This is a genomic window from Methylobacterium oxalidis (assembly GCF_007992195.1).
Lineage (GTDB): Bacteria > Pseudomonadota > Alphaproteobacteria > Rhizobiales > Beijerinckiaceae > Methylobacterium > Methylobacterium oxalidis.
Genome location: NZ_BJZU01000016.1, coordinates 17,729 through 34,309, shown reverse-complemented (window position 1 = coordinate 34,309; position 16,581 = coordinate 17,729). Strand labels below are relative to the sequence as shown.

Genomic DNA, 16,581 nt, shown 5'->3' with positions numbered 1-16,581 from the left:
CCGAGCGAGCACGCCCATGTTCTCGAACCTGGACCTTCAGAAGCTCATCTTCGGACGGCTGACGCTCGAAGCCATCCCCTACCACGAGCCCATCCTGCTCGTGACCTTCGCCATGGTCGCCCTCGGCGGCCTGGCGCTGGTGGGCGCGGTCACCTGGTACGGGCAGTGGGGCTACCTCTGGCGGGAATGGTTCACGAGCGTCGACCACAAGAAGATCGGCATCATGTACGTGGTGCTGGCCATCGTGATGCTGCTGCGGGGTTTCGCCGACGCGATCATGATGATCACGCAGAAGGCGCTCTCCGTCGGCGCCTCGGAGGGCTACCTGCCGCCCCACCACTACGACCAGATCTTCACCGCGCACGGCACGATCATGATCTTCTTCATGGCGATGCCGTTCGTGACCGGCATGATGAACTACATCATGCCGCTGCAGATCGGCGCCCGCGACGTCGCCTTCCCGTTCCTCAACAACTTCAGCTTCTGGATGACGGCGGGCGGCGCCGCCCTCACCATGGTGTCCCTGTTCGTGGGCGAGTTCGCCCGCACGGGCTGGCTCGCCTACCCGCCCCTGTCGGGAGCGGCCTACAGTCCCGGCGTCGGCGTGGACTACTACATCTGGGGCCTGCAGGTGGCGGGCGTGGGGACCACGCTGTCGGGCATCAACCTCATCGCGACCATCATCAAGATGCGCGCGCCGGGCATGAGCCTGATGAAGATGCCGATCTTCTGCTGGACGACGCTGTGCAGCAACGCGCTCATCATCACCATCTTCCCGGTCCTGACCGCCACCCTGGCGATGCTGACGCTCGACCGTTACGTGGGGACGCACTTCTTCACGAACGACTTCGGCGGCAACTCGATGCTGTACATGAACCTCATCTGGATCTGGGGTCATCCGGAGGTCTACGTCCTCGTCCTGCCCGCCTTCGGCATCTACTCGGAGGTCGTGTCCACGTTCTGCGGCAAGCGCCTGTTCGGCTACACCTCGATGGTCTACGCCACGGCCGTCATCGCGCTCCTGTCCTGGCTCGTCTGGCTGCACCACTTCTTCACGATGGGCGCGGGCGCCAACGTGAACGCCTTCTTCGGCATCACGACGATGATCATCTCGATCCCGACCGGGGCCAAGGTGTTCAACTGGCTGTTCACGATGTACCGCGGGCGCATCCGGCTCGAGACGCCCATGATCTGGGTGCTGGGCTTCATCCCGACCTTCGTGCTCGGCGGGTTGACCGGCGTCCTGCTCGCGGTGCCGCCCGCCGACTTCGTCCTGCACAACAGCCTCTTCCTCGTGGCGCACTTCCACAACGTCATCATCGGCGGCGTGGTGTTCGGCCTGCTGGCGGGGGTCAATTACTGGTACCCGAAGGCGTTCGGCTACAAGCTCGACCCGTTCTGGGGGAAGGTCTCGTTCTGGTGCTGGCTCGTCGGCTTCTGGGTCGTGTTCACGCCGATCTACGCCCTCGGCCTGATGGGCGTGACCCGGCGCACCCAGCACTTCGAGGACGTGTCGCTGCAGCCCTACCTGACGGTGGCGGCGATCGGCGCCTTCATCATCATGGCGGGGATCGCGGCCTTCGTGATCCAGCTCGTCGTCAGCTACGTCAGGCGCGAGCAGCTGCGCGACCTGACGGGCGATCCCTGGGGCGGGCGGACGCTGGAATGGTCCACCTCCTCGCCGCCGCCGCCCTACAACTTCGCCTTCACGCCCGTGATCCACGAGATCGACGCGTGGTGGGACATGAAGCGGCGCGGCCACGACCGGCCGCTCGACGGCTTCCAGCCGATCCACATGCCGCGGAACACCGGCGCGGGCGTGGTCCTCGCCGGGCTCAGCACCGTGCTCGGCTTCGCGATGGTCTGGTACATCTGGTGGCTGGCCGCCCTGTCCTTCGTGGGGCTGATCGCGGCGGCCATCATCCACACCTTCAACTACAACCGGGACTACTACATCCCGGCCGAGGACGTCGTTCGCCTCGAAGGCCAGAGAACGACACAGCTCGTGGCGGGGGCCTGATCCGATGCATGAGGTGACCGCCCCGCCCGGCGCCACGGCCCCGGTCTTCTACGAGCTTGAGGCGCATGCCCACGGCGACGGGGGCACGCTGATCGGGTTCTGGCTCTACCTGATGAGCGACTGCCTCATCTTCGCGATCCTGTTCGCCACCTACGGCGTGCTCGGCCGCAACTACGCGGCCGGCCCGTCGGGGGCCGACCTGTTCGACCTGCGGCTCGTGGCGGTCAACACCGGCCTCCTGCTCCTCTCCTCCATCACCTACGGCTTCGCCATGCTGGAGATGGAGAAGGACCGCGTCGACACCACCCTGATGTGGCTCGCGGTGACCGGGCTGTTCGGGCTCGGCTTCCTCGGCATCGAGCTCTACGAGTTCGCCCACCTGATCCACGAGGGCGCCACGCCCCAGCGCAGCGGCTTCCTCTCCGCCTTCTTCGCCCTCGTCGGCACGCACGGCCTGCACGTCACCTTCGGCACCATCTGGCTCGTCGTCCTGATGGTGCAGGTGCGCCAGCGCGGCCTCGTCATCGAGAACCAGCGCCGGCTGATGTGCCTGTCGATGTTCTGGCACTTCCTCGACGTGGTCTGGATCGGCGTCTTCACCTTCGTCTACCTGATGGGATCGATGCGATGAGCGCGGTGACAGGGGCCGGCCTCGTCCGGAAGACGCAGGACGACGGGGCGGGGCAAGGGCACGCTCAAGGGCACGGTCAAGGGCACGGCGCGCACCACCAGCGCGGGGCGCACGGCTCGTTCCGGAGCTACATGACCGGCTTCGTGCTGTCGGTCGTCCTGACGGCGATCCCGTTCTGGCTGGTGATGGCCGATGTCCTCAAGGACACGTTCCTGACCAGCATCGTCATCATGGGCCTGGCGGCGGTGCAGATCGTCGTGCACATGATCTACTTCCTGCACATGAACACGAAGTCCGAGGGCGGCTGGACCTTCCTGGCCCTCGTCTTCACCCTGACGCTCGTCGTGATCACGCTCGTCGGCTCGATCTGGGTCATGTACCACATGGACCAGAACATGATGCCGATGTCGCCCCACGAAGCCTTGCAGAGACCCTGACGGGGCACGAGCCCGGCCCCACGAGAACCGATCCCGATCCGACAGGTGCCGCCCTACGAGTCGTCGCGCAACGCATTCCGTCATGAGGCCGTCGATGGGTCTGGCGCAGAGCCTCGGTCTAACCCTCGCCTTCCTCGCCCCGCTGCCGCGGGAATGGCCGGGCCCGGGGCGCCCCGACCTGCCGCGGGTCAACTGGTGGATCGTCGGCCTGACGGCGTGGTTCCTGATCGCGCTGACGTGCATGCCCCTGAGCCTCGCCCTGGCGGAACACTGGGCCCTCCAGCGCATCGGCGCGCATTGCAGGGCGTCGGGCGGGCGCGTCGCGCTCGTGACGGCGGAAGACCGGCGGGCCTACCGCTGCGAGCCCGCGCCGGCCCCGCGCGCGAGCCCGTAGCCCGCCTCACTCTCCCCGGCCGGCCCGCCGGTCCAGGAATTCCCCGGCAAGCCGCGCGATCGCGTCCGCCCGCGTGTCCAGGGCGAAGTGGCCGGCGTCGAGGATGTGGACCTCCGCGTCCGGCACGTCGCGCCGGTAGGCGTCGGCCGCGGCGGTCTGGAAGGAGGGGTCGTAGCGTCCCCAGAGGACGAGGAGTGGCGGCCGGTGGCGGCGCAGCCAGGCCTGCCAGTCCGGGTAGCGCGCGACGTTCGTTCGGTAATCGTAGAAGAGGTCGGTCTGGATGTCGTCCTGGCCGGGGCGGCTCAGAAAGGCGAACTCGTCCGTCCAGAGGTCGGGATCGTAGGCGCCCGGGTCCGGGTCGTGCCCCAGGTGCCGCTGCCGGGTCGCCGCGAGCGACAGGAAGTTCTCGCGCAGGGCCGCCTCGTGGGCCGCCCGGTCGGCCCAGAAGGCGCGCCTCCTGTCCCAGAGCGGGCCGAGACCCTCCTCGTGGGCGACGGCGTTCTGGACGATGATCGCCGCGACGCGCTCCGGGTGGGCGAGTGCGAGCCGGAAGCCCACCGGCCCGCCGTAATCCTGCAGGTAGAGGCTGTAGCGGTCGAGCCCGAGCGCGGCGGTGAAGCCGTCGACGATCTCGGCCAGATGGTCGAACGTGTAGGCGAAGGCGGCGGGTTCGGGCGCGTCGCTGTGGCCGAACCCGATGTAGTCGGGCGCGACGAGGCGGTGCGAGGCCGCCATCCGCGCGAGCAGCGGCTCGTACATGCGCGAGGAGGAGGGGAAGCCGTGCAGGAGCAGCAGTGTCGGCGCGTCGCGCGGGCCCGCCTCCCGGTAGAAGACCGAGAGACCGCCGACGCTGACGGTCCGGTAGGCGACAGGGTGCATCGCACGATCCTCCCGAATCGTCCGATCCTCGCATGCCGGGCCTCGCCGGGGGAAACGCCGGGCCGGCGCGGTCCGCGGCCCCTGCCCGGCCGAGGCGCGAGGCGCGAGGCGCCTCAGGAGCAGGAGCGCGCCTGATAGGGCTCGGTGCGGAAGATCGACGTCGAGGTCAGCAACTGGCGCCCCCCCGACATCGCCTGCCCGTCGATCGTCAGGAAGCTGAAGGGGCGCAGCACCGGCACCGCCGCGCGCACCGCGACGACGTCGTTGCCCTCCGGGCAGTCGAAGCGCGTCCCGAAGCTGACGACGAAGTCCTTCCGCGTGCTGTCGAAGGCCGGCGGGACCTGGCTCGCGCTGAAGCGGTCGGCGCGGGTCACGTCGAGGCGCACGTCGTCGCAGCGGAAGAACACGATCCGGTTGCCGCACATGAGCCGGCGCAACCGGCCCGTGGGCTCCGTGCCGTCCGCGTTCTGCTGGAACTCCCCCGTGCGCAGCAGGCGCGAGGCGCGGTCGACCGCGATGTCCAGCGTCTGCTGCGAGAGGAACACGAAACCCGCCTCGACGATGACGCAGAGGAGCGAGAGGAAGGGCAGCGCCACGAGGGCGAACTCGACGGCCGTGGCACCCCGGCAATCCCGCGCCAGCCGCGACCGCCGCGCGACGGCGCGCGCTGCTCGGGCGAGAGGGGGAAGGCGGCTTCGCATTCCGGCGGCCTACTGCGTCAGCATCAGCTTGCCCGAGAGCGGGCCGACGCCCTTCGGCACGGGAACGCTGGTCAGGTCGTAATTGGCGTTGAGGTAGAGGTTCGGGCCCTCGTAGAGATTGACCTGCTGCGCGACGATGACGGTGTAGGCCGACTGGTCCGCGACGGGCTTCTTCGCGTCGATCACGAGGCGGCCGGCCGGGAGGTAGATCGTGCCCAGCATCGTGCGCGTGTTGTCGCTGATGATCCGGTAGGTCCGCATCGGCTTCGTCTGGCCGAGCGGCGGCGGCGTCAACGTGAGCGCGTCCGGCTGCCCGAGAAGCGGCGCCGTCAGGGCGCCGACCACGCCGTTGACCACGTCGACCACGGGATCGACCGGGGCGGAGACCGCGCGATCCTCGGTCATCAGGAGGCCCGCCATGACGCCGGTGGTCGGCGCCGTGAGGCTGACGGTGGTCTTCTTGTCGAACAGGAGGCCGCCCTTGTTGCCCGTGAAGTAGAACGACACGTCGGTGCCCGAGAGCGAGGCGTTCTGCTCGACGATCAGCGGCCCGTCCTTCATCACGTAGACGCCGGCCCTGAGCGTCACGACGGCCGAGCCGGTGATCTTCAGGCCGCCGCAATAGGTGCCGGGCTCCAGGGTCAGCGTCGTCTCGACCCTGTTCTCGTTGGCCTTGGGCTTGCCGTTCTTGGCGGCCGAGGCGGGAAGCGTGGCGCAATCGCCGACCGGAGGGGGCGCCCTGTCCTTCAGGGGATCCTCGATCACCGGGCAGTCGGTCTGCGGAGACGGCGCGAAGTTCGCCCGCGCGCCGTTGAAGCCTCCGGCCGAGCAGATGGTCTCGGCCCGCGCCATGGCCGAATCCTTCCCGACCATGCCGTTGGCGCTCTTCGAGTTGGAGTAGAGCGAGCAGCCCGAGGCCGTCACCGCCGCGTTCTTCTCGAGCAGGAACGCGCCGGGGGCGGACGGGTCGAGCGCCAGCATGCAGAGGCGCATCCGCCCGACGACGTTGGCGCGGGCCTGGGCGGAGACCTGCGTCGTGCCGAGGCCGACGAGGGAGCCGAAGGTGAGCCGGATCGTCTGCTCGGCGCGGGCGTAGACGCTGGTCTTGTCGTCCGGGACCGTGACGGTCAGCCTGAGCGACTGGTCCGCCGGCGCCTTGGCCGCGTCGCGGATGACCTGCTCGGTCAGGCCGACGATGCTGGCGCGGCTCGACGCGGCGAGCTTCAGCGCGTTGCCGCCGGCGAGCGCCCCGGCATCGACCGCCGCCTGCAGCTGGCCGCGGCGCTGGACGAGGCGGGCGTAGTCGGCGGCACCCCCCGCCATGCCGAGCAGGACCGTGGCGCTCAGGCCGAAGATGACGGCCACGGCGCCCCGGCTCTCGCTCCGGAATCGCGCGCCGGCACCGAGCGCGCGCCCTGCCGCACCTCTCCAGCCGTGCCGTCCCTGTGTCCTGCCGCGCGGCATCATGATCGATCGGTCGCCGAACCAGTATCCTGCACCATCTCCCCGACGATACGGGCGCGCGGGTTAAGGATCACTGCACCGGACATCACACGTATACTTACTAAAAGGTGCAAGATCAGGCCGCTTTGCTCGTTGCAGACGCAACCTGCGCGACGATATCTGGCCAGCGGCTCAGGAATGCCGCAACGACTCGCGGGTCGAAATGGGTGCCTGCATTGTCGAGGAGGAAGACGCGGGCTTTCTCCGGCGTCCAGGCGGCCTTGTAGGGGCGCTCGGTCGTGAGAGCGTCGAAGACATCGGCTACCGCGACGATCCGGCCCGAGAGCGGGATCGCCTCGCCCTTGATGCCGCTCGGGTATCCGCTGCCGTCCCAGCGCTCGTGGTGGGTGCCCGCGATCTCGGCGGCGAGCCGGACGATCGGCGAGGTGCTGCTCTCCAGGATGCGCTGGCCGCGCTCGGCGTGGCGCTCCATCACGGCGCGCTCCTCCCCGGTCAGGGGGCCGGGCTTGAGCAGGATGGCATCCGGCACGGCGATCTTGCCGACGTCGTGCATCGTCGAGGCGAGGCTGATCTGGCGGCACTCCTCGGCCGTGAAGCCCAGGGCCTGCGCGGTCAGGTCCACGAAGGCCGCGACGCGGGCGATGTGGTTGCCGGTGTCGGTGTCGCGGTGCTCGGCCGCCCGCATCAGCAGGGTGATGATCTCGCGCTCGCGCGCCTCCACGGTCGCGACGGCGGCCGCGACCTCGCGCTCCAGGAGGGCGGCGTGGTCCCGCTGCTGCCGGTAGGCCCGGCTCAGCGCCAGGAGGTTGGCGACGCGGGCGCGGATCTCGATCGGGTCGCAGGGCTTGTTCAGGAAGTCGGTGGCCCCGGCCTCCAGGGCCTCGCGGCGCAGGCGCCGCTCCTCGATGCTCGTCACCATCACGATCGGCACGGTGGCCAGCGCCGGCACCGAGCGGATCGCCGTGATGAAGGCGACGCCGTTCATGCCGGGCATGTCGTAGTCGGTGAGGATGGCGCCGAGATCGTCCGCGTGCGCCTGGGCGTAGGCCAGCGCCTCGGCCGGGCGCGTGAAATCCCGCGCCTCGCAACCTAGAATAGGGCGCAGGGCCTCCATCATCAGGAGGTTGTTCAGTTCTGCGTCGTCGAGGACGACCACACGCATCGAAAATCCCCTGCCCGAGCCCGGTCGCCTCCCTACCCGACACAGTCCTACGGCGAAAAGAGTTGCCAAATCGTTCGAGCAAGCATTCGCGGCCTCATCTTGCTTCCTCGCGCCTGTGAATGACTGCTTGCTCGCGCAAGCGAAACCACGCGAAGCATCGGCCGAGAGCATAACTTTAACTTGCATTCATGGTTCGGCCCCGAACCTGTCCGGCGCCGCCGCTTTCGAGGGGCGGCGCCAGGCAAATCGGTTGACAAGCCAATCCGGCGGGAATCGCTTTACCGGGCATTGGCACTTGCGGGCGCATCAGGAACGGGTGCGTGTGCTGGTCGAGCCCCTTCGATGCCTCCGTCGATCCGTCCATTCGTGGGTGAAAGCCCTCCGGCGCGAGCCGCGCCGGGAGCCGGCGCAGGCTGCGGCCCGGCCCTGACCCGCGAAGATCCGCGCGAGGCCGCGCGGGGCCGGCCCGGCGCCGCCGCACCATCCCTCCGCCTTCTGCTGCGCCGGTTCGGGCCGGCCCGCGGCGGCGTCACCGCGGTCGAGTTCGCGCTGATCGCGCCCGTCCTGCTCCTCCTCTTCAGCGCCACCGTCGATGTCCCGCGCGCCTTCTCCACGGGCCGGCGCCTCGCGCATGGCGCCAGCACGATGGCGGACCTGATCTCGCGCAACGACTTCCAGAGCCTCGACGAGGTCTACGCAGCCGCCCAGGCCGTCGCGACGCCCTTCGATGTCGGCGACGCGCGGATCGTGCTGACCTCGGCCGGCGTCTACCGGGTGCGGGACGCGTACGTCGCCAAGGTCTGCTCCAGCGCCGCGCAGAAGGACGTGCCCCGGAAGGTCTCGGCGACGATCGGCCCGGCGCCGATGGGGATGAGGCTCAGCGGCGCGCGCTTCGTCATGGCCGAGGTGAGAATGCGGTACCACGCGATCTTCCGGTACGTGCCCGTGCTGAACGGGTGGGATTTCTCCTACACGACCGTGTGGCCGGTGCGCGAAGGTAAGAGCGTCAACGGCCGGGACGAGGTCGTCCTGCCCGGCGGGCAGCCCTGCCCGGCCGAGGAACCGGCCTGACCCCTCGGATTGCGGGCGCCGGCCCCGTCAGGCCGCACGCCGCTGCTGCGCGAAGTGGCCCTCCAGCGCGGCGCAGGTCTCCTCGCACAAGGACCGCAGCGTCGGCAGGAGCGCGTGCTCGCAGCACGTTCCGTCGACGCGGGCGGCCCGCTCCACCTGCGCGAGGTTCTGCGCGAGGGCGGCGGCGCCGATATTCGCGCTCATCGACTTCAGGTTGTGGGCCGCGCTCGCGACGGCGGCGACGTCCCCGGCCGCGACCGCAGCCTGCAGCGCGTCGAGAGCCGTCGGCGCGTGCTCCCGGAACAGGCGCAGCAGGCGCTCGACGAAGACGGGCCCGCTCGCCTCGGCCATCTCGGACAGGCTCGCCAGCGTGTGGAGGTCGAGGAGGGGCGCCTCGGCGGGCTCGTCGCGCGGCGAAGGGGGCTGTTCGGCGGAGGCCGCCTCCGGCTCGGCGCGCTCGGCCGCCGACGGCGCGACGGAGGCGAGGACCCGGGCGAGGTCGGCGAGCGTGAAGGGTTTCACCAGCACGCCGTCCATGCCGGCCTCCCGCCATGCGTCGGCCGCCGTGCCGATGACGTGCGCGGTGAGCGCGAAGATCGGCACCCGACGCGTGCCGGCCTCGGCCTCGCCGGCCCGGATCGCGCGGGACGCGTCGAACCCGTCGAGAACGGGCATGCTGCCGTCCATGAGGATGAGGTCGAAGCCGCCGCCGCGGGCGAGGTCCAGCGCCTGCCGCCCGTCCTCGGCCATGCGGATCGCGGTGACGCCGCACCGGTGCAGGGCCTCGGCCGCCACCTCGCGGTTGACCACGTTGTCGTCCGCCACGAGGACGCTGAGCCCCTCGAAGCGCGGCAGCGCCGGCTCCGGCCGGGCGCGGGGCTCGACGCTCGTGAAGGGACGGTCCTCGGCGAGCGCGGCGAGCGCCGCGCCCCACTCGGCCTGGACGAGGGGCCAGCGCAGGACCTCGTCGGCGAGGCCGAGCTTGAGCACCTGCGCGCCGGTCGGGTCGCCCATCGGCGCCAGGGCGAGGACGCGGCCCGCCCCCTCCGGCCGGCGCCCGAGCCCCGACAGGGACGTGGCGGTGGCGATCAGGTGGGCCGGGCCGCCGCCCGCGCCGGGCGCGAAGCCGGCCTCGACGAGAGCTTCGCGCACGGCAGCCTCCGTCGCGGAGCCGAGACCCTCGCAGCGGACGACAGGCGACACCGCCGGGAGCCGCCGCACCGGCGCCGCGGCGGAGAGCGCCTCGACCGGCAGGCGGATCCAGAAGGTCGAGCCCGCGCCGACCGTGCTCGAAACGCCGATCTCGCCGCCCATCGCCTCCACCAGCGACTGCGCGATCGAGAGCCCGAGCCCCGTCCCGCCGAAGCGGCGCGTGGTTGACTGGTCGGCCTGGGAGAAGGCCGAGAAGATCGTCGGCAGCTTGTCGGCCGGGATGCCGATGCCGGTGTCGCTGACCCCGATCTCGACGCGGTCCCCGTCGAGCGCCGCGACCCGGATCAGGACGTGACCTGTCTCGGTGAACTTGAGGGCGTTGTTGACGAAGTTGCCGAGAACCTGACCGAGGCGGACGGGATCGCCCGCGAAGGTGGCCGGCACGCCCGGCGCGACGTGCGCGGCGATGTCGAGGCCCTTCGCGCGGGCGCGCTCGCCGAACAGGGTGACGACCGTGTCGACGAGCTCCGCCGGGGAGACCGGGATCCGCTCCAGTTCGAGCTTGCCGGCCTCGACCTTCGCGAAGTCCAGGATGTCGTTGATGATGGCGAGCAGGCTCTGGCCGGAGCGCGCGATCACCTCGGCGTAGCGGCGCTGCCGGGCCGGCAGGTCGGCGGCGGCGGCCAGGAGCTCGGCCATCACCAGCATGCCGTTCATCGGCGTGCGGATCTCGTGGCTCATGGTGGCGAGGAAGGTCGATTTCGCGGCGTTGGCCGCCTCGGCCATCTCCTTGGCCTCCCGCAGGTCGACCGTCCGGTCGCTGACCTGCTGCTCGAGGCTCGCGCGGTGTTGCGCGAGCGCGCTGTCGCGGTCCCGGATCGCGGTCAGCAGCCCGTTGAAGGTCGCCGCCAGGGCGCCGACCTCGTCGTTCGTCGAGACGGCGGCGCGCTTCGTGTAGTCGTGCCCCTCGCGCACGGCGTTCATGGTCTCGGCGAGCGCGCGCAGCGGGTCGGTCAGGGTCCGCTGAAGGCGCCAGGCCACGATGAGGCCGATGGCGAGGGCCAGGGCGGCCGCCAACGCCGCGTTCCGGAGCACCGCGAGCACGCGCCCGGCGAGGTCCGCGGTCTCGGCCACCACCGTGACCGTGCCGACCTCCCGGCCCCCGTCGACCACCGGCACGCTGAGGCGGACGGAGCGGGTCCGGGCGAGATCGAGCGGCGAGAGCCCGTCCTCCCCGCCGAGATCGAGGTCGTCGCTCAGGCGCAGGCCGAGCCCCTGCTCGGCGAACAGCGACCCGTCCCGGCGCGCCAGCGCGACGTAGGTGAAGTCGCGCTGCGCGGCGATGGCCCGCAGGGCGCTCTCGGCGGCCTCGACGTCGCCCGCCGCGAGCGCCTTGGCGGTGGCGCTCGCGAAGACGCTCGCCACGGTGCGCAGCGCCTCGCGCTTGTCGGTCGCGTAGCGGTTGACCTCGCTCACGACGCCGAGGCCCGTCCCGACGAAGAGCGCGATCAGAACGGCGCTGAGAACGGCGCGCCCGAGGCGCTTCGCGAGAGAGGTGGAGGACTGCGCGCGGGCCATGGTCTGCCAACCGACGGGATCGGCGGGCACGATCGCACGCGAGGCGTTTGCAGGGTCTTATCGGCCGGCCCGTCCGCGCGCCGCCTCAGCGGCCCCGGCGCCGCTGGTAGTTCCAGATGAGGGCCGCCATCAGCAGGACCACCATGATCACCCACGGCCAGGGGCCGATGCCGCTGTCGTCCTGGGCGGTCGTCGGCGCACCGGGCGCCGGATTCTGTGCGTAGACCGCGCTCAGGCCGAGGGCGAACATCAGTGGGGCCGTCCGCATGATCTCGAGCATCCACGCCTCCCGTCTGCACATCTGTCCAACCGCACCCGCGATGTGCCGTTCCGCGGCTCCGACGACCGGTCGGGCGGCGAGACGACGCGTCGGCGCCCGCGCGGATGCGCGGCGTACCGTGGCGGACCACCGGATAAAGTTCCCGGAAAATTTCGAGCCGCGCACAGGTTTCTGAGTGGAGCCGCGAGCCTGCTGCCACGTTCTCACGGCAAGGGATGCCGGTGAGACCACTCCCGGACGCCCGTTCATTTCTGATCCGGAAGGCGCGACGACATGGCCACCAAAGATAAAACCTTGCACGATGCTTTCTACGAGACGCTCAAGGACGTTTATTACGCGGAGAAACAGTCCGTGCGTGCGCTGAAGAAGTCCGCCAAGGCGGCCGATCACGAGGAGCTGCGCCAGGCGTTCGAGACCCACGCCGAGGAGAGCGCCAACCAGGTCGAGCGCCTGCAGCAGGTGTTCGAGATCATCGGCAAGTCCGCCCGCGCCAAGACCTGCGAGGCGATGCAGGGGCTGACGGCCGAGATGGAGGAGGATCTGGAGGATTTCGGCGACAGCCCGGCGGCCGACGCCGTGCTGGCGGCCTGCGCCCAGGCGGTGGAGCACTACGAGATCGCCCGCTACGGCACGCTGAAGACCTGGGCGGCCCAGCTCGGCTACGGCGACGCCGCCAAGCTCCTCGACGAGACCCTGCAGGAGGAGAAGAAGACCGACCAGCTCCTCACGCAGATCGCCGAGCGCATCAACGTCGAGGGCGCCGCCGCCGAGGGCGGATCGGGCCGCAAATCGGCCTGAGCAAGTCGGCCTGAGCAGGTCGGCCTGAGGCGGGCACGCGCTTCCGCGGGCGCGAAGCCCGCGGCCGCGCCTCGCGATCGTTCCGATACCGGAGCACTCCGATCCGACGGCCTGCTTCTGCCGGACGGGTCGGAGTTCCTGTTCACGCCGGACGCCGTCGCGGGCCTCGTCCCGGCGCTGCGGCGCCTCACGATGACGGGCGGAAAAGGGGCTCGCTCAGCGCCCGCCCGGCGCGGCAGCGCCCGCGATCCGGCGCCAGGACCCGAGCAGGCCGGGCCGCCCGGCCTCGTCCGCTTCGTCGACCGACACCGTGGCGGTGCGGCCGACGACGAGCCTCACGTCCGGGGGCACCGCGTCGAGCCGGATCCGGACGGGGATGCGCTGGGCCAGCCGCACCCAGGCGAAGGTCGGGTTGACGTTCGCGAGCAGGTTCGAGCCCGCCGAGCGCTCCCGATCCTCGACGCCGCCCGCGACGCTCTCGACATGGCCGGAGAGCGGGGTCGGCTCGCCCATCAGCCGGACCCGCGCCCGGTCGCCGACATGGATGCGCGCCAGCTTGGTCTCCTCGAAATACCCTTCGACCCGCAGGGTGTCGCCGTCGATGAGCGCCATCACGCCCCGCCCCGTGGTCACGTAGGCGCCGGGCCGGAGCTCCATGTTGGTGATGCGCCCGTTGACGGAGGCGCGCACGGCGGAGCGTTCGAGATTGAGCTTGGCGAGGTCGCGGTCGGCGAGCGCCTGGTCGTAGGCGGCCTTCGCCTCCAGGTCCGCGGCGCGGGCCGCCTCGACCTTCTGCTGGGAGACGGCCGCGTCGCTCAGCTTGCTGTAGCGGGCGTAGTCGGCCGCGGCCTGCTCGGCGGCGGCCTTCCGGCCCTCGACGATCGCCTCGGCCTGGCGGAGCGCCAGCGTGAAGCGCTCCGGGTCGATCCGGAACAGCACGTCGCCCTGCCGCACCGCCTGGTTGTCGGCGACGAGCACCTGCGTGACGAGGCCCGAGACGTCCGGCGCCACGGCGACGACGTCCGCCCGCACCCGCCCGTCCCGGGTCCAGGGCGCCTCCATGTAGTAGTCCCACAGAGCGAGCCCGACGACCGCGGCGAGCGCCACCATCGCGAGCGTGACCGTCAATCGGAACGAGAGGGCGATGAGCCGTGTCATGGATGAGGCCGACGATGGAGTGCGGGAGCGTTCACGACGTCAGGGGTATCGCGGCCGAGACGATGCATCCCAGCAGCACGACGTAGAGGGCGAGGTCGAACAGCGGCCGGTGCCAGACCAGTCGGTAGACGCCGGCCCAGGCGAGGACGCGGCGCGCCATCAGGCACAGGAGGAAGGCGCCGAGCATCGCGGCCGCGAGGCTCGGGACGAAGACGCCGTAGATGTCGAGTTCGCCGCTCATGCCGCCAAACCTGCCGTAGGTGCGCGCGCGTCCGCCGCGGCCGGATAGGGAGGCGCCTCGGGGAAGAGGCCCCGGCGGATGCCGGTGAGGCCGAGGAGCGCGGCGCGGTGCGCCGGCGGTTCCGGGTCCTGCCCGGCGGCGCCGATGGCCGCGTCGAGGGTCGCGAGGAGGCCGTCGGGCGCCGCCGCCGCGCGGTTGCGGAAGTGCCGCGCCAGCTCGGCGAGGAGCCGCTCCACCGCGTCGCGCGCCTCCGGCGCGAGCCGGCGCCGGTCGCGCCGCAGCTCGACGAGGTTGATCCCGACCCGGACCTCGGCGAGGAGGTCCGCCGTCCACGCGGCGTCCTCCGGCGGCAGGGCGGCGAGCCTCGGGGCGATCAGCCCCACCCGGTCGAGCATGATGGCGGCGAGTTCCAGCCCGTTCTGCGCACCCCGGCGCTCGGCGGCTCGGGCGAGGCTCCGGCGGTTGACCCGGCGCAGGCGCCCGGCCGTCACGCCGGCCCCGACCGAGCGCACGAGCCGGGTCACCGCCGCCGCCACCCACATCCCGGCCACGACCGCGACGGCGGTGTTGGTGAAGGCGGCGAAGTCGCCGGTGTAGCTGCCCTCCAGCGCGATCATCGCCGAGCCGTTGACCGCCGCGCCGAGCGCGAGCGGCGCGGTCCGGGGCCGGGTCATGAACACGCCGCAGGCGAGCAGGCCCGGCGCCAGGGCGAGGGCCAGCATCTCGAAGTTCGTGGCCAGCGGCAGCACCCCGAACAGGTAGATGCCGGCGCCGACCGCCCCGACGAGCGCCGAGTTCGCGAAGCCGACGATGAGCGGCGCGGGGTCGTCCTGCGCGGCGAAGAAGCAGCAGCCCACCGCCGCCATCATCGGCGCGCCGGCGCCGTCCGGCCACCCGGTCGCGATCCAGATCGTGCAGGTGAGCACGATGGAGAGGAACACGCCGATCGCCGACAGGAGGGCCATGCCGTGGTCGCGATGGCGGATCGTGCGGGCGGCGGCCGTGTAGCGGAAGGCGAGGTCGTGGGTCAGCGGCCTGCCCTCGGCGATGTGCCGCTGCAGCAGGCGCGTGTCCTGCCGCAGGTCGATGAAGTCGCGCAGGCGCGCCATGAGGCTCGCGAGGACGAGGTCCGTCCAGGCCGGGCGGGCCTGCAGCACCGGGTCCGCCGCGTCCGCCTCGGCGCGCAGGCGCGCCGCCGTTTCCGGATCGGTCGTGCCGGCGGCAAGCCAGGCGGCCATCTCGTCGAGGAGGCTGCGCACGCGGCGCGGCAGCGCGCCGGCCCGCTCCAGCGTCTCAATCCGGTCCGCGATCGCCGAGACGATGGGCAGGAACATGAGCATGTGCTGGCGCAGCGTCGCCATCGCCTCGGCCGAGCGCTCCGCCCCCGTCATGTCGTACCGCAGCGGCGTCGCGAGCGCGTCGAACGCGACGGCGTCGGAGGCGAGGCGCAGCCTCTTGGCCTGCGTGTCCCGGGCCGCGCGGGCCCGCCCGAGGACGTCCACCACCCAGCCGCGCGCGTCGCCGAGCCAAGCCTCCAGCCGGGCCGCGATCACGGGCGCTACCGATTGCGGCAGCACCAGCGAGGACAGGAGCGCGGCGCAGAGAATCCCCAGCGTGATCTCCTCCGCGCGGGCCACCGCCGTGTCGAACATCTGGCCCGGCTGCCCGACCGCCGGGAACCCGATCAGCGCGGCCGTGTAGCCGCCGAGCATCATCAGGTAGCTGCGCGGCGTCCGGTCGAGGAGCGACACGTACAGGCAGAGGCCGACCCAGAGCGCGATGGCGAGCGTCAGGAGTTCCGGCGCGTCGGCGAGGTTCGGCACCAGGACGACGGACACGACGGCGCCGAGCAGCGTGCCGAGCACGCGGTACAGCGCCTTCGAGCGCGTCGCCCCGGCGAGAACCTGGCTCGTGATGTAGACCGTGCCGAGCGCCCAGTAGGGTCGCGGAAGGTCGATCCACATGGCGAGGAACAGGGCCAGCATCGCGGCCGCGTAGGTCTTGACGGCGAAGGCCCAGTCGCGCCAGCCCGGAAGGGTCATGCCTCAGGCTCCACCGCTGCCCGCCCGGCGGTCCGCGGCGCGACGGCGGCGGCGCGGCCGAAATCGATGACGGCCCGGAAGACCCGAAGGCTCGCCGCGATGTCGGTGGGGCTGAGGGTGGCGAACACCGCCTCCCGCAGCCGATCGAGCTCGGATTCCATCCTCGCGACCATCCCCTCGCCCGCGGGCGTCAGGCTCAAGACCTTGGCGCGCCGGTCGGTCGGGTCCTCCTTGCGGACGACCAGTCCGGCGGCGCAGAGCTGGTCGAGGAGGCGCACGAGGGACGGGCCCTCGATGCCGATCGCCTCGGCCAGCGCGTTCTGGCGCGGCTCGCCCGCCATGCGCCCGATCATCACCAGGGGAAGCGCGGTCGCGTCGGAGATCCCGTGCGCCTGCGCCGCCGCATCGGCGACGCGGCGCCACTGCCGGCCGGCCAGGAGGAGGGCCTGGGTGCAGTCGCGCAGCAGGAGCGCATGGTCGTCCGGCATCCGGTACACCCACGGTAGCCGGGACTTCGGGCCGTCCCGGTCCAATCAGATAGTATCCTATCTATTATAAAGCAACCGATCTCGC

The 16,581-nt window shown here is 71.3% G+C and carries 16 protein-coding genes; 6 read left to right on the top strand and 10 right to left on the bottom strand.

The window, feature by feature from the left end:
• Window positions 1-16 precede the first annotated feature (16 nt).
• The 4 genes from cyoB (at window position 17) to MOX02_RS05230 (ending at window position 3,482) form a co-directional block, all read left to right on the top strand.
• Window positions 17-2,020, top strand: coding sequence for a cytochrome o ubiquinol oxidase subunit I (gene cyoB, locus MOX02_RS05245; protein ID WP_147024750.1), 2,004 nt, complete (start codon window positions 17-19; stop codon window positions 2,018-2,020).
• A 4-nt stretch (window positions 2,021-2,024) separates the two neighbouring features.
• Window positions 2,025-2,651, top strand: coding sequence for a cytochrome o ubiquinol oxidase subunit III (cyoC, locus tag MOX02_RS05240; protein WP_147024749.1), 627 nt, complete (start codon window positions 2,025-2,027; stop codon window positions 2,649-2,651).
• Complete coding sequence (cyoD, locus tag MOX02_RS05235; RefSeq protein WP_147024748.1) at window positions 2,648-3,088, top strand: cytochrome o ubiquinol oxidase subunit IV; 441 nt, start codon at window positions 2,648-2,650, stop codon at window positions 3,086-3,088. The genes cyoC and cyoD overlap by 4 nt, the downstream gene beginning before the upstream one ends.
• A 94-nt stretch (window positions 3,089-3,182) precedes the next feature.
• Entirely contained in the window at window positions 3,183-3,482 is a 300-nt protein-coding gene (locus tag MOX02_RS05230; RefSeq protein ID WP_147024747.1) for a hypothetical protein, read from the top strand.
• 6 nt (window positions 3,483-3,488) lie between these two features.
• Here MOX02_RS05230 and MOX02_RS05225 read toward each other — a convergent pair whose 3' ends face one another.
• From MOX02_RS05225 to MOX02_RS05210, 4 genes are all read right to left on the bottom strand, one after another.
• Window positions 3,489-4,361, bottom strand: coding sequence for an alpha/beta fold hydrolase (locus tag MOX02_RS05225; RefSeq protein WP_147024746.1), 873 nt, complete (start codon window positions 4,359-4,361; stop codon window positions 3,489-3,491).
• 113 nt (window positions 4,362-4,474) lie between these two features.
• Complete coding sequence (locus MOX02_RS05220) at window positions 4,475-5,062, bottom strand: TadE/TadG family type IV pilus assembly protein (RefSeq protein ID WP_147024745.1); 588 nt, start codon at window positions 5,060-5,062, stop codon at window positions 4,475-4,477.
• 9 nt (window positions 5,063-5,071) lie between these two features.
• Window positions 5,072-6,385 (bottom strand): Tad domain-containing protein, encoded by a 1,314-nt coding sequence (locus tag MOX02_RS05215; RefSeq protein WP_373866719.1) that lies wholly within the window; start codon window positions 6,383-6,385, stop codon window positions 5,072-5,074.
• Window positions 6,386-6,641: 256 nt separating this feature from the next.
• Window positions 6,642-7,688 carry an HD domain-containing phosphohydrolase gene (locus MOX02_RS05210; protein ID WP_147024744.1) on the bottom strand — a complete coding sequence of 349 codons (1,047 nt, stop codon included), beginning with the start codon at window positions 7,686-7,688 and terminating at the stop codon, window positions 6,642-6,644.
• A 366-nt stretch (window positions 7,689-8,054) separates the two neighbouring features.
• Between MOX02_RS05210 and MOX02_RS05205 the strand changes: the two genes are divergently transcribed.
• Complete coding sequence (locus MOX02_RS05205; protein ID WP_238179424.1) at window positions 8,055-8,759, top strand: TadE/TadG family type IV pilus assembly protein; 705 nt, start codon at window positions 8,055-8,057, stop codon at window positions 8,757-8,759.
• 27 nt (window positions 8,760-8,786) lie between these two features.
• Here MOX02_RS05205 and MOX02_RS05200 read toward each other — a convergent pair whose 3' ends face one another.
• Both MOX02_RS05200 and MOX02_RS05195 read right to left on the bottom strand, forming a co-directional pair.
• Window positions 8,787-11,519 carry an ATP-binding protein gene (locus tag MOX02_RS05200; protein ID WP_238179422.1) on the bottom strand — a complete coding sequence of 911 codons (2,733 nt, stop codon included), beginning with the start codon at window positions 11,517-11,519 and terminating at the stop codon, window positions 8,787-8,789.
• Window positions 11,520-11,574: 55 nt separating this feature from the next.
• A complete protein-coding gene (locus tag MOX02_RS05195; protein WP_147024742.1) occupies window positions 11,575-11,769 on the bottom strand; it encodes a hypothetical protein in 195 nt (64 codons plus the stop codon).
• A gap of 273 nt (window positions 11,770-12,042) precedes the next feature.
• Here MOX02_RS05195 and MOX02_RS05190 point away from each other — a divergent pair, with 273 nt between their 5' ends.
• The gene (locus tag MOX02_RS05190) at window positions 12,043-12,567 is read left to right on the top strand and encodes a YciE/YciF ferroxidase family protein (protein WP_147024741.1); all 525 of its coding nucleotides are present in this window, start codon (window positions 12,043-12,045) and stop codon (window positions 12,565-12,567) included.
• 216 nt (window positions 12,568-12,783) lie between these two features.
• On the opposite strand, the gene MOX02_RS05185 is transcribed toward MOX02_RS05190, so the two are convergent.
• Genes MOX02_RS05185 through MOX02_RS05170 form a run of 4 tightly spaced genes read right to left on the bottom strand, consistent with a single transcriptional unit; the run spans window position 12,784 to window position 16,496 of the window.
• Window positions 12,784-13,725: an efflux RND transporter periplasmic adaptor subunit gene (locus tag MOX02_RS05185; RefSeq protein WP_147024740.1), complete on the bottom strand. Its 942-nt coding sequence runs from the start codon at window positions 13,723-13,725 to the stop codon at window positions 12,784-12,786.
• Between the two features lie 31 nt (window positions 13,726-13,756).
• On the bottom strand, window positions 13,757-13,966 hold the full coding sequence (locus MOX02_RS05180) for a DUF1656 domain-containing protein (protein WP_147024739.1): 210 nt from the start codon (window positions 13,964-13,966) through the stop codon (window positions 13,757-13,759).
• Window positions 13,963-16,008, bottom strand: a complete 2,046-nt coding sequence (locus MOX02_RS05175; RefSeq protein WP_147024738.1) for an FUSC family protein — start codon at window positions 16,006-16,008, stop codon at window positions 13,963-13,965. The genes MOX02_RS05180 and MOX02_RS05175 overlap by 4 nt, the downstream gene beginning before the upstream one ends.
• Window positions 16,005-16,496 (bottom strand): MarR family winged helix-turn-helix transcriptional regulator, encoded by a 492-nt coding sequence (locus MOX02_RS05170; RefSeq protein ID WP_147024737.1) that lies wholly within the window; start codon window positions 16,494-16,496, stop codon window positions 16,005-16,007. The genes MOX02_RS05175 and MOX02_RS05170 overlap by 4 nt, the downstream gene beginning before the upstream one ends.
• Window positions 16,497-16,581 lie beyond the last annotated feature (85 nt).

Bases quoted from the DNA above. Each gene is read 5' to 3' on its own strand.
- cyoB (WP_147024750.1), top strand. From the start codon at position 17: ATGTTCTCGAACCTGGACCTTCAGAAGCTCATCTTCGGACGGCTGACG.
- cyoC (WP_147024749.1), top strand. From the start codon at position 2,025: ATGCATGAGGTGACCGCCCCGCCCGGCGCCACGGCCCCGGTCTTCTAC.
- cyoD (WP_147024748.1), top strand. From the start codon at position 2,648: ATGAGCGCGGTGACAGGGGCCGGCCTCGTCCGGAAGACGCAGGACGAC.
- MOX02_RS05230 (WP_147024747.1), top strand. From the start codon at position 3,183: ATGGGTCTGGCGCAGAGCCTCGGTCTAACCCTCGCCTTCCTCGCCCCG.
- MOX02_RS05225 (WP_147024746.1), bottom strand. From the start codon at position 4,361: ATGCACCCTGTCGCCTACCGGACCGTCAGCGTCGGCGGTCTCTCGGTC.
- MOX02_RS05220 (WP_147024745.1), bottom strand. From the start codon at position 5,062: ATGCGAAGCCGCCTTCCCCCTCTCGCCCGAGCAGCGCGCGCCGTCGCG.
- MOX02_RS05215 (WP_373866719.1), bottom strand. From the start codon at position 6,385: ATGGCGGGGGGTGCCGCCGACTACGCCCGCCTCGTCCAGCGCCGCGGC.
- MOX02_RS05210 (WP_147024744.1), bottom strand. From the start codon at position 7,688: ATGCGTGTGGTCGTCCTCGACGACGCAGAACTGAACAACCTCCTGATG.
- MOX02_RS05195 (WP_147024742.1), bottom strand. From the start codon at position 11,769: ATGCTCGAGATCATGCGGACGGCCCCACTGATGTTCGCCCTCGGCCTG.
- MOX02_RS05190 (WP_147024741.1), top strand. From the start codon at position 12,043: ATGGCCACCAAAGATAAAACCTTGCACGATGCTTTCTACGAGACGCTC.
- MOX02_RS05185 (WP_147024740.1), bottom strand. From the start codon at position 13,725: ATGACACGGCTCATCGCCCTCTCGTTCCGATTGACGGTCACGCTCGCG.
- MOX02_RS05180 (WP_147024739.1), bottom strand. From the start codon at position 13,966: ATGAGCGGCGAACTCGACATCTACGGCGTCTTCGTCCCGAGCCTCGCG.
- MOX02_RS05175 (WP_147024738.1), bottom strand. From the start codon at position 16,008: ATGACCCTTCCGGGCTGGCGCGACTGGGCCTTCGCCGTCAAGACCTAC.
- MOX02_RS05170 (WP_147024737.1), bottom strand. From the start codon at position 16,496: ATGCCGGACGACCATGCGCTCCTGCTGCGCGACTGCACCCAGGCCCTC.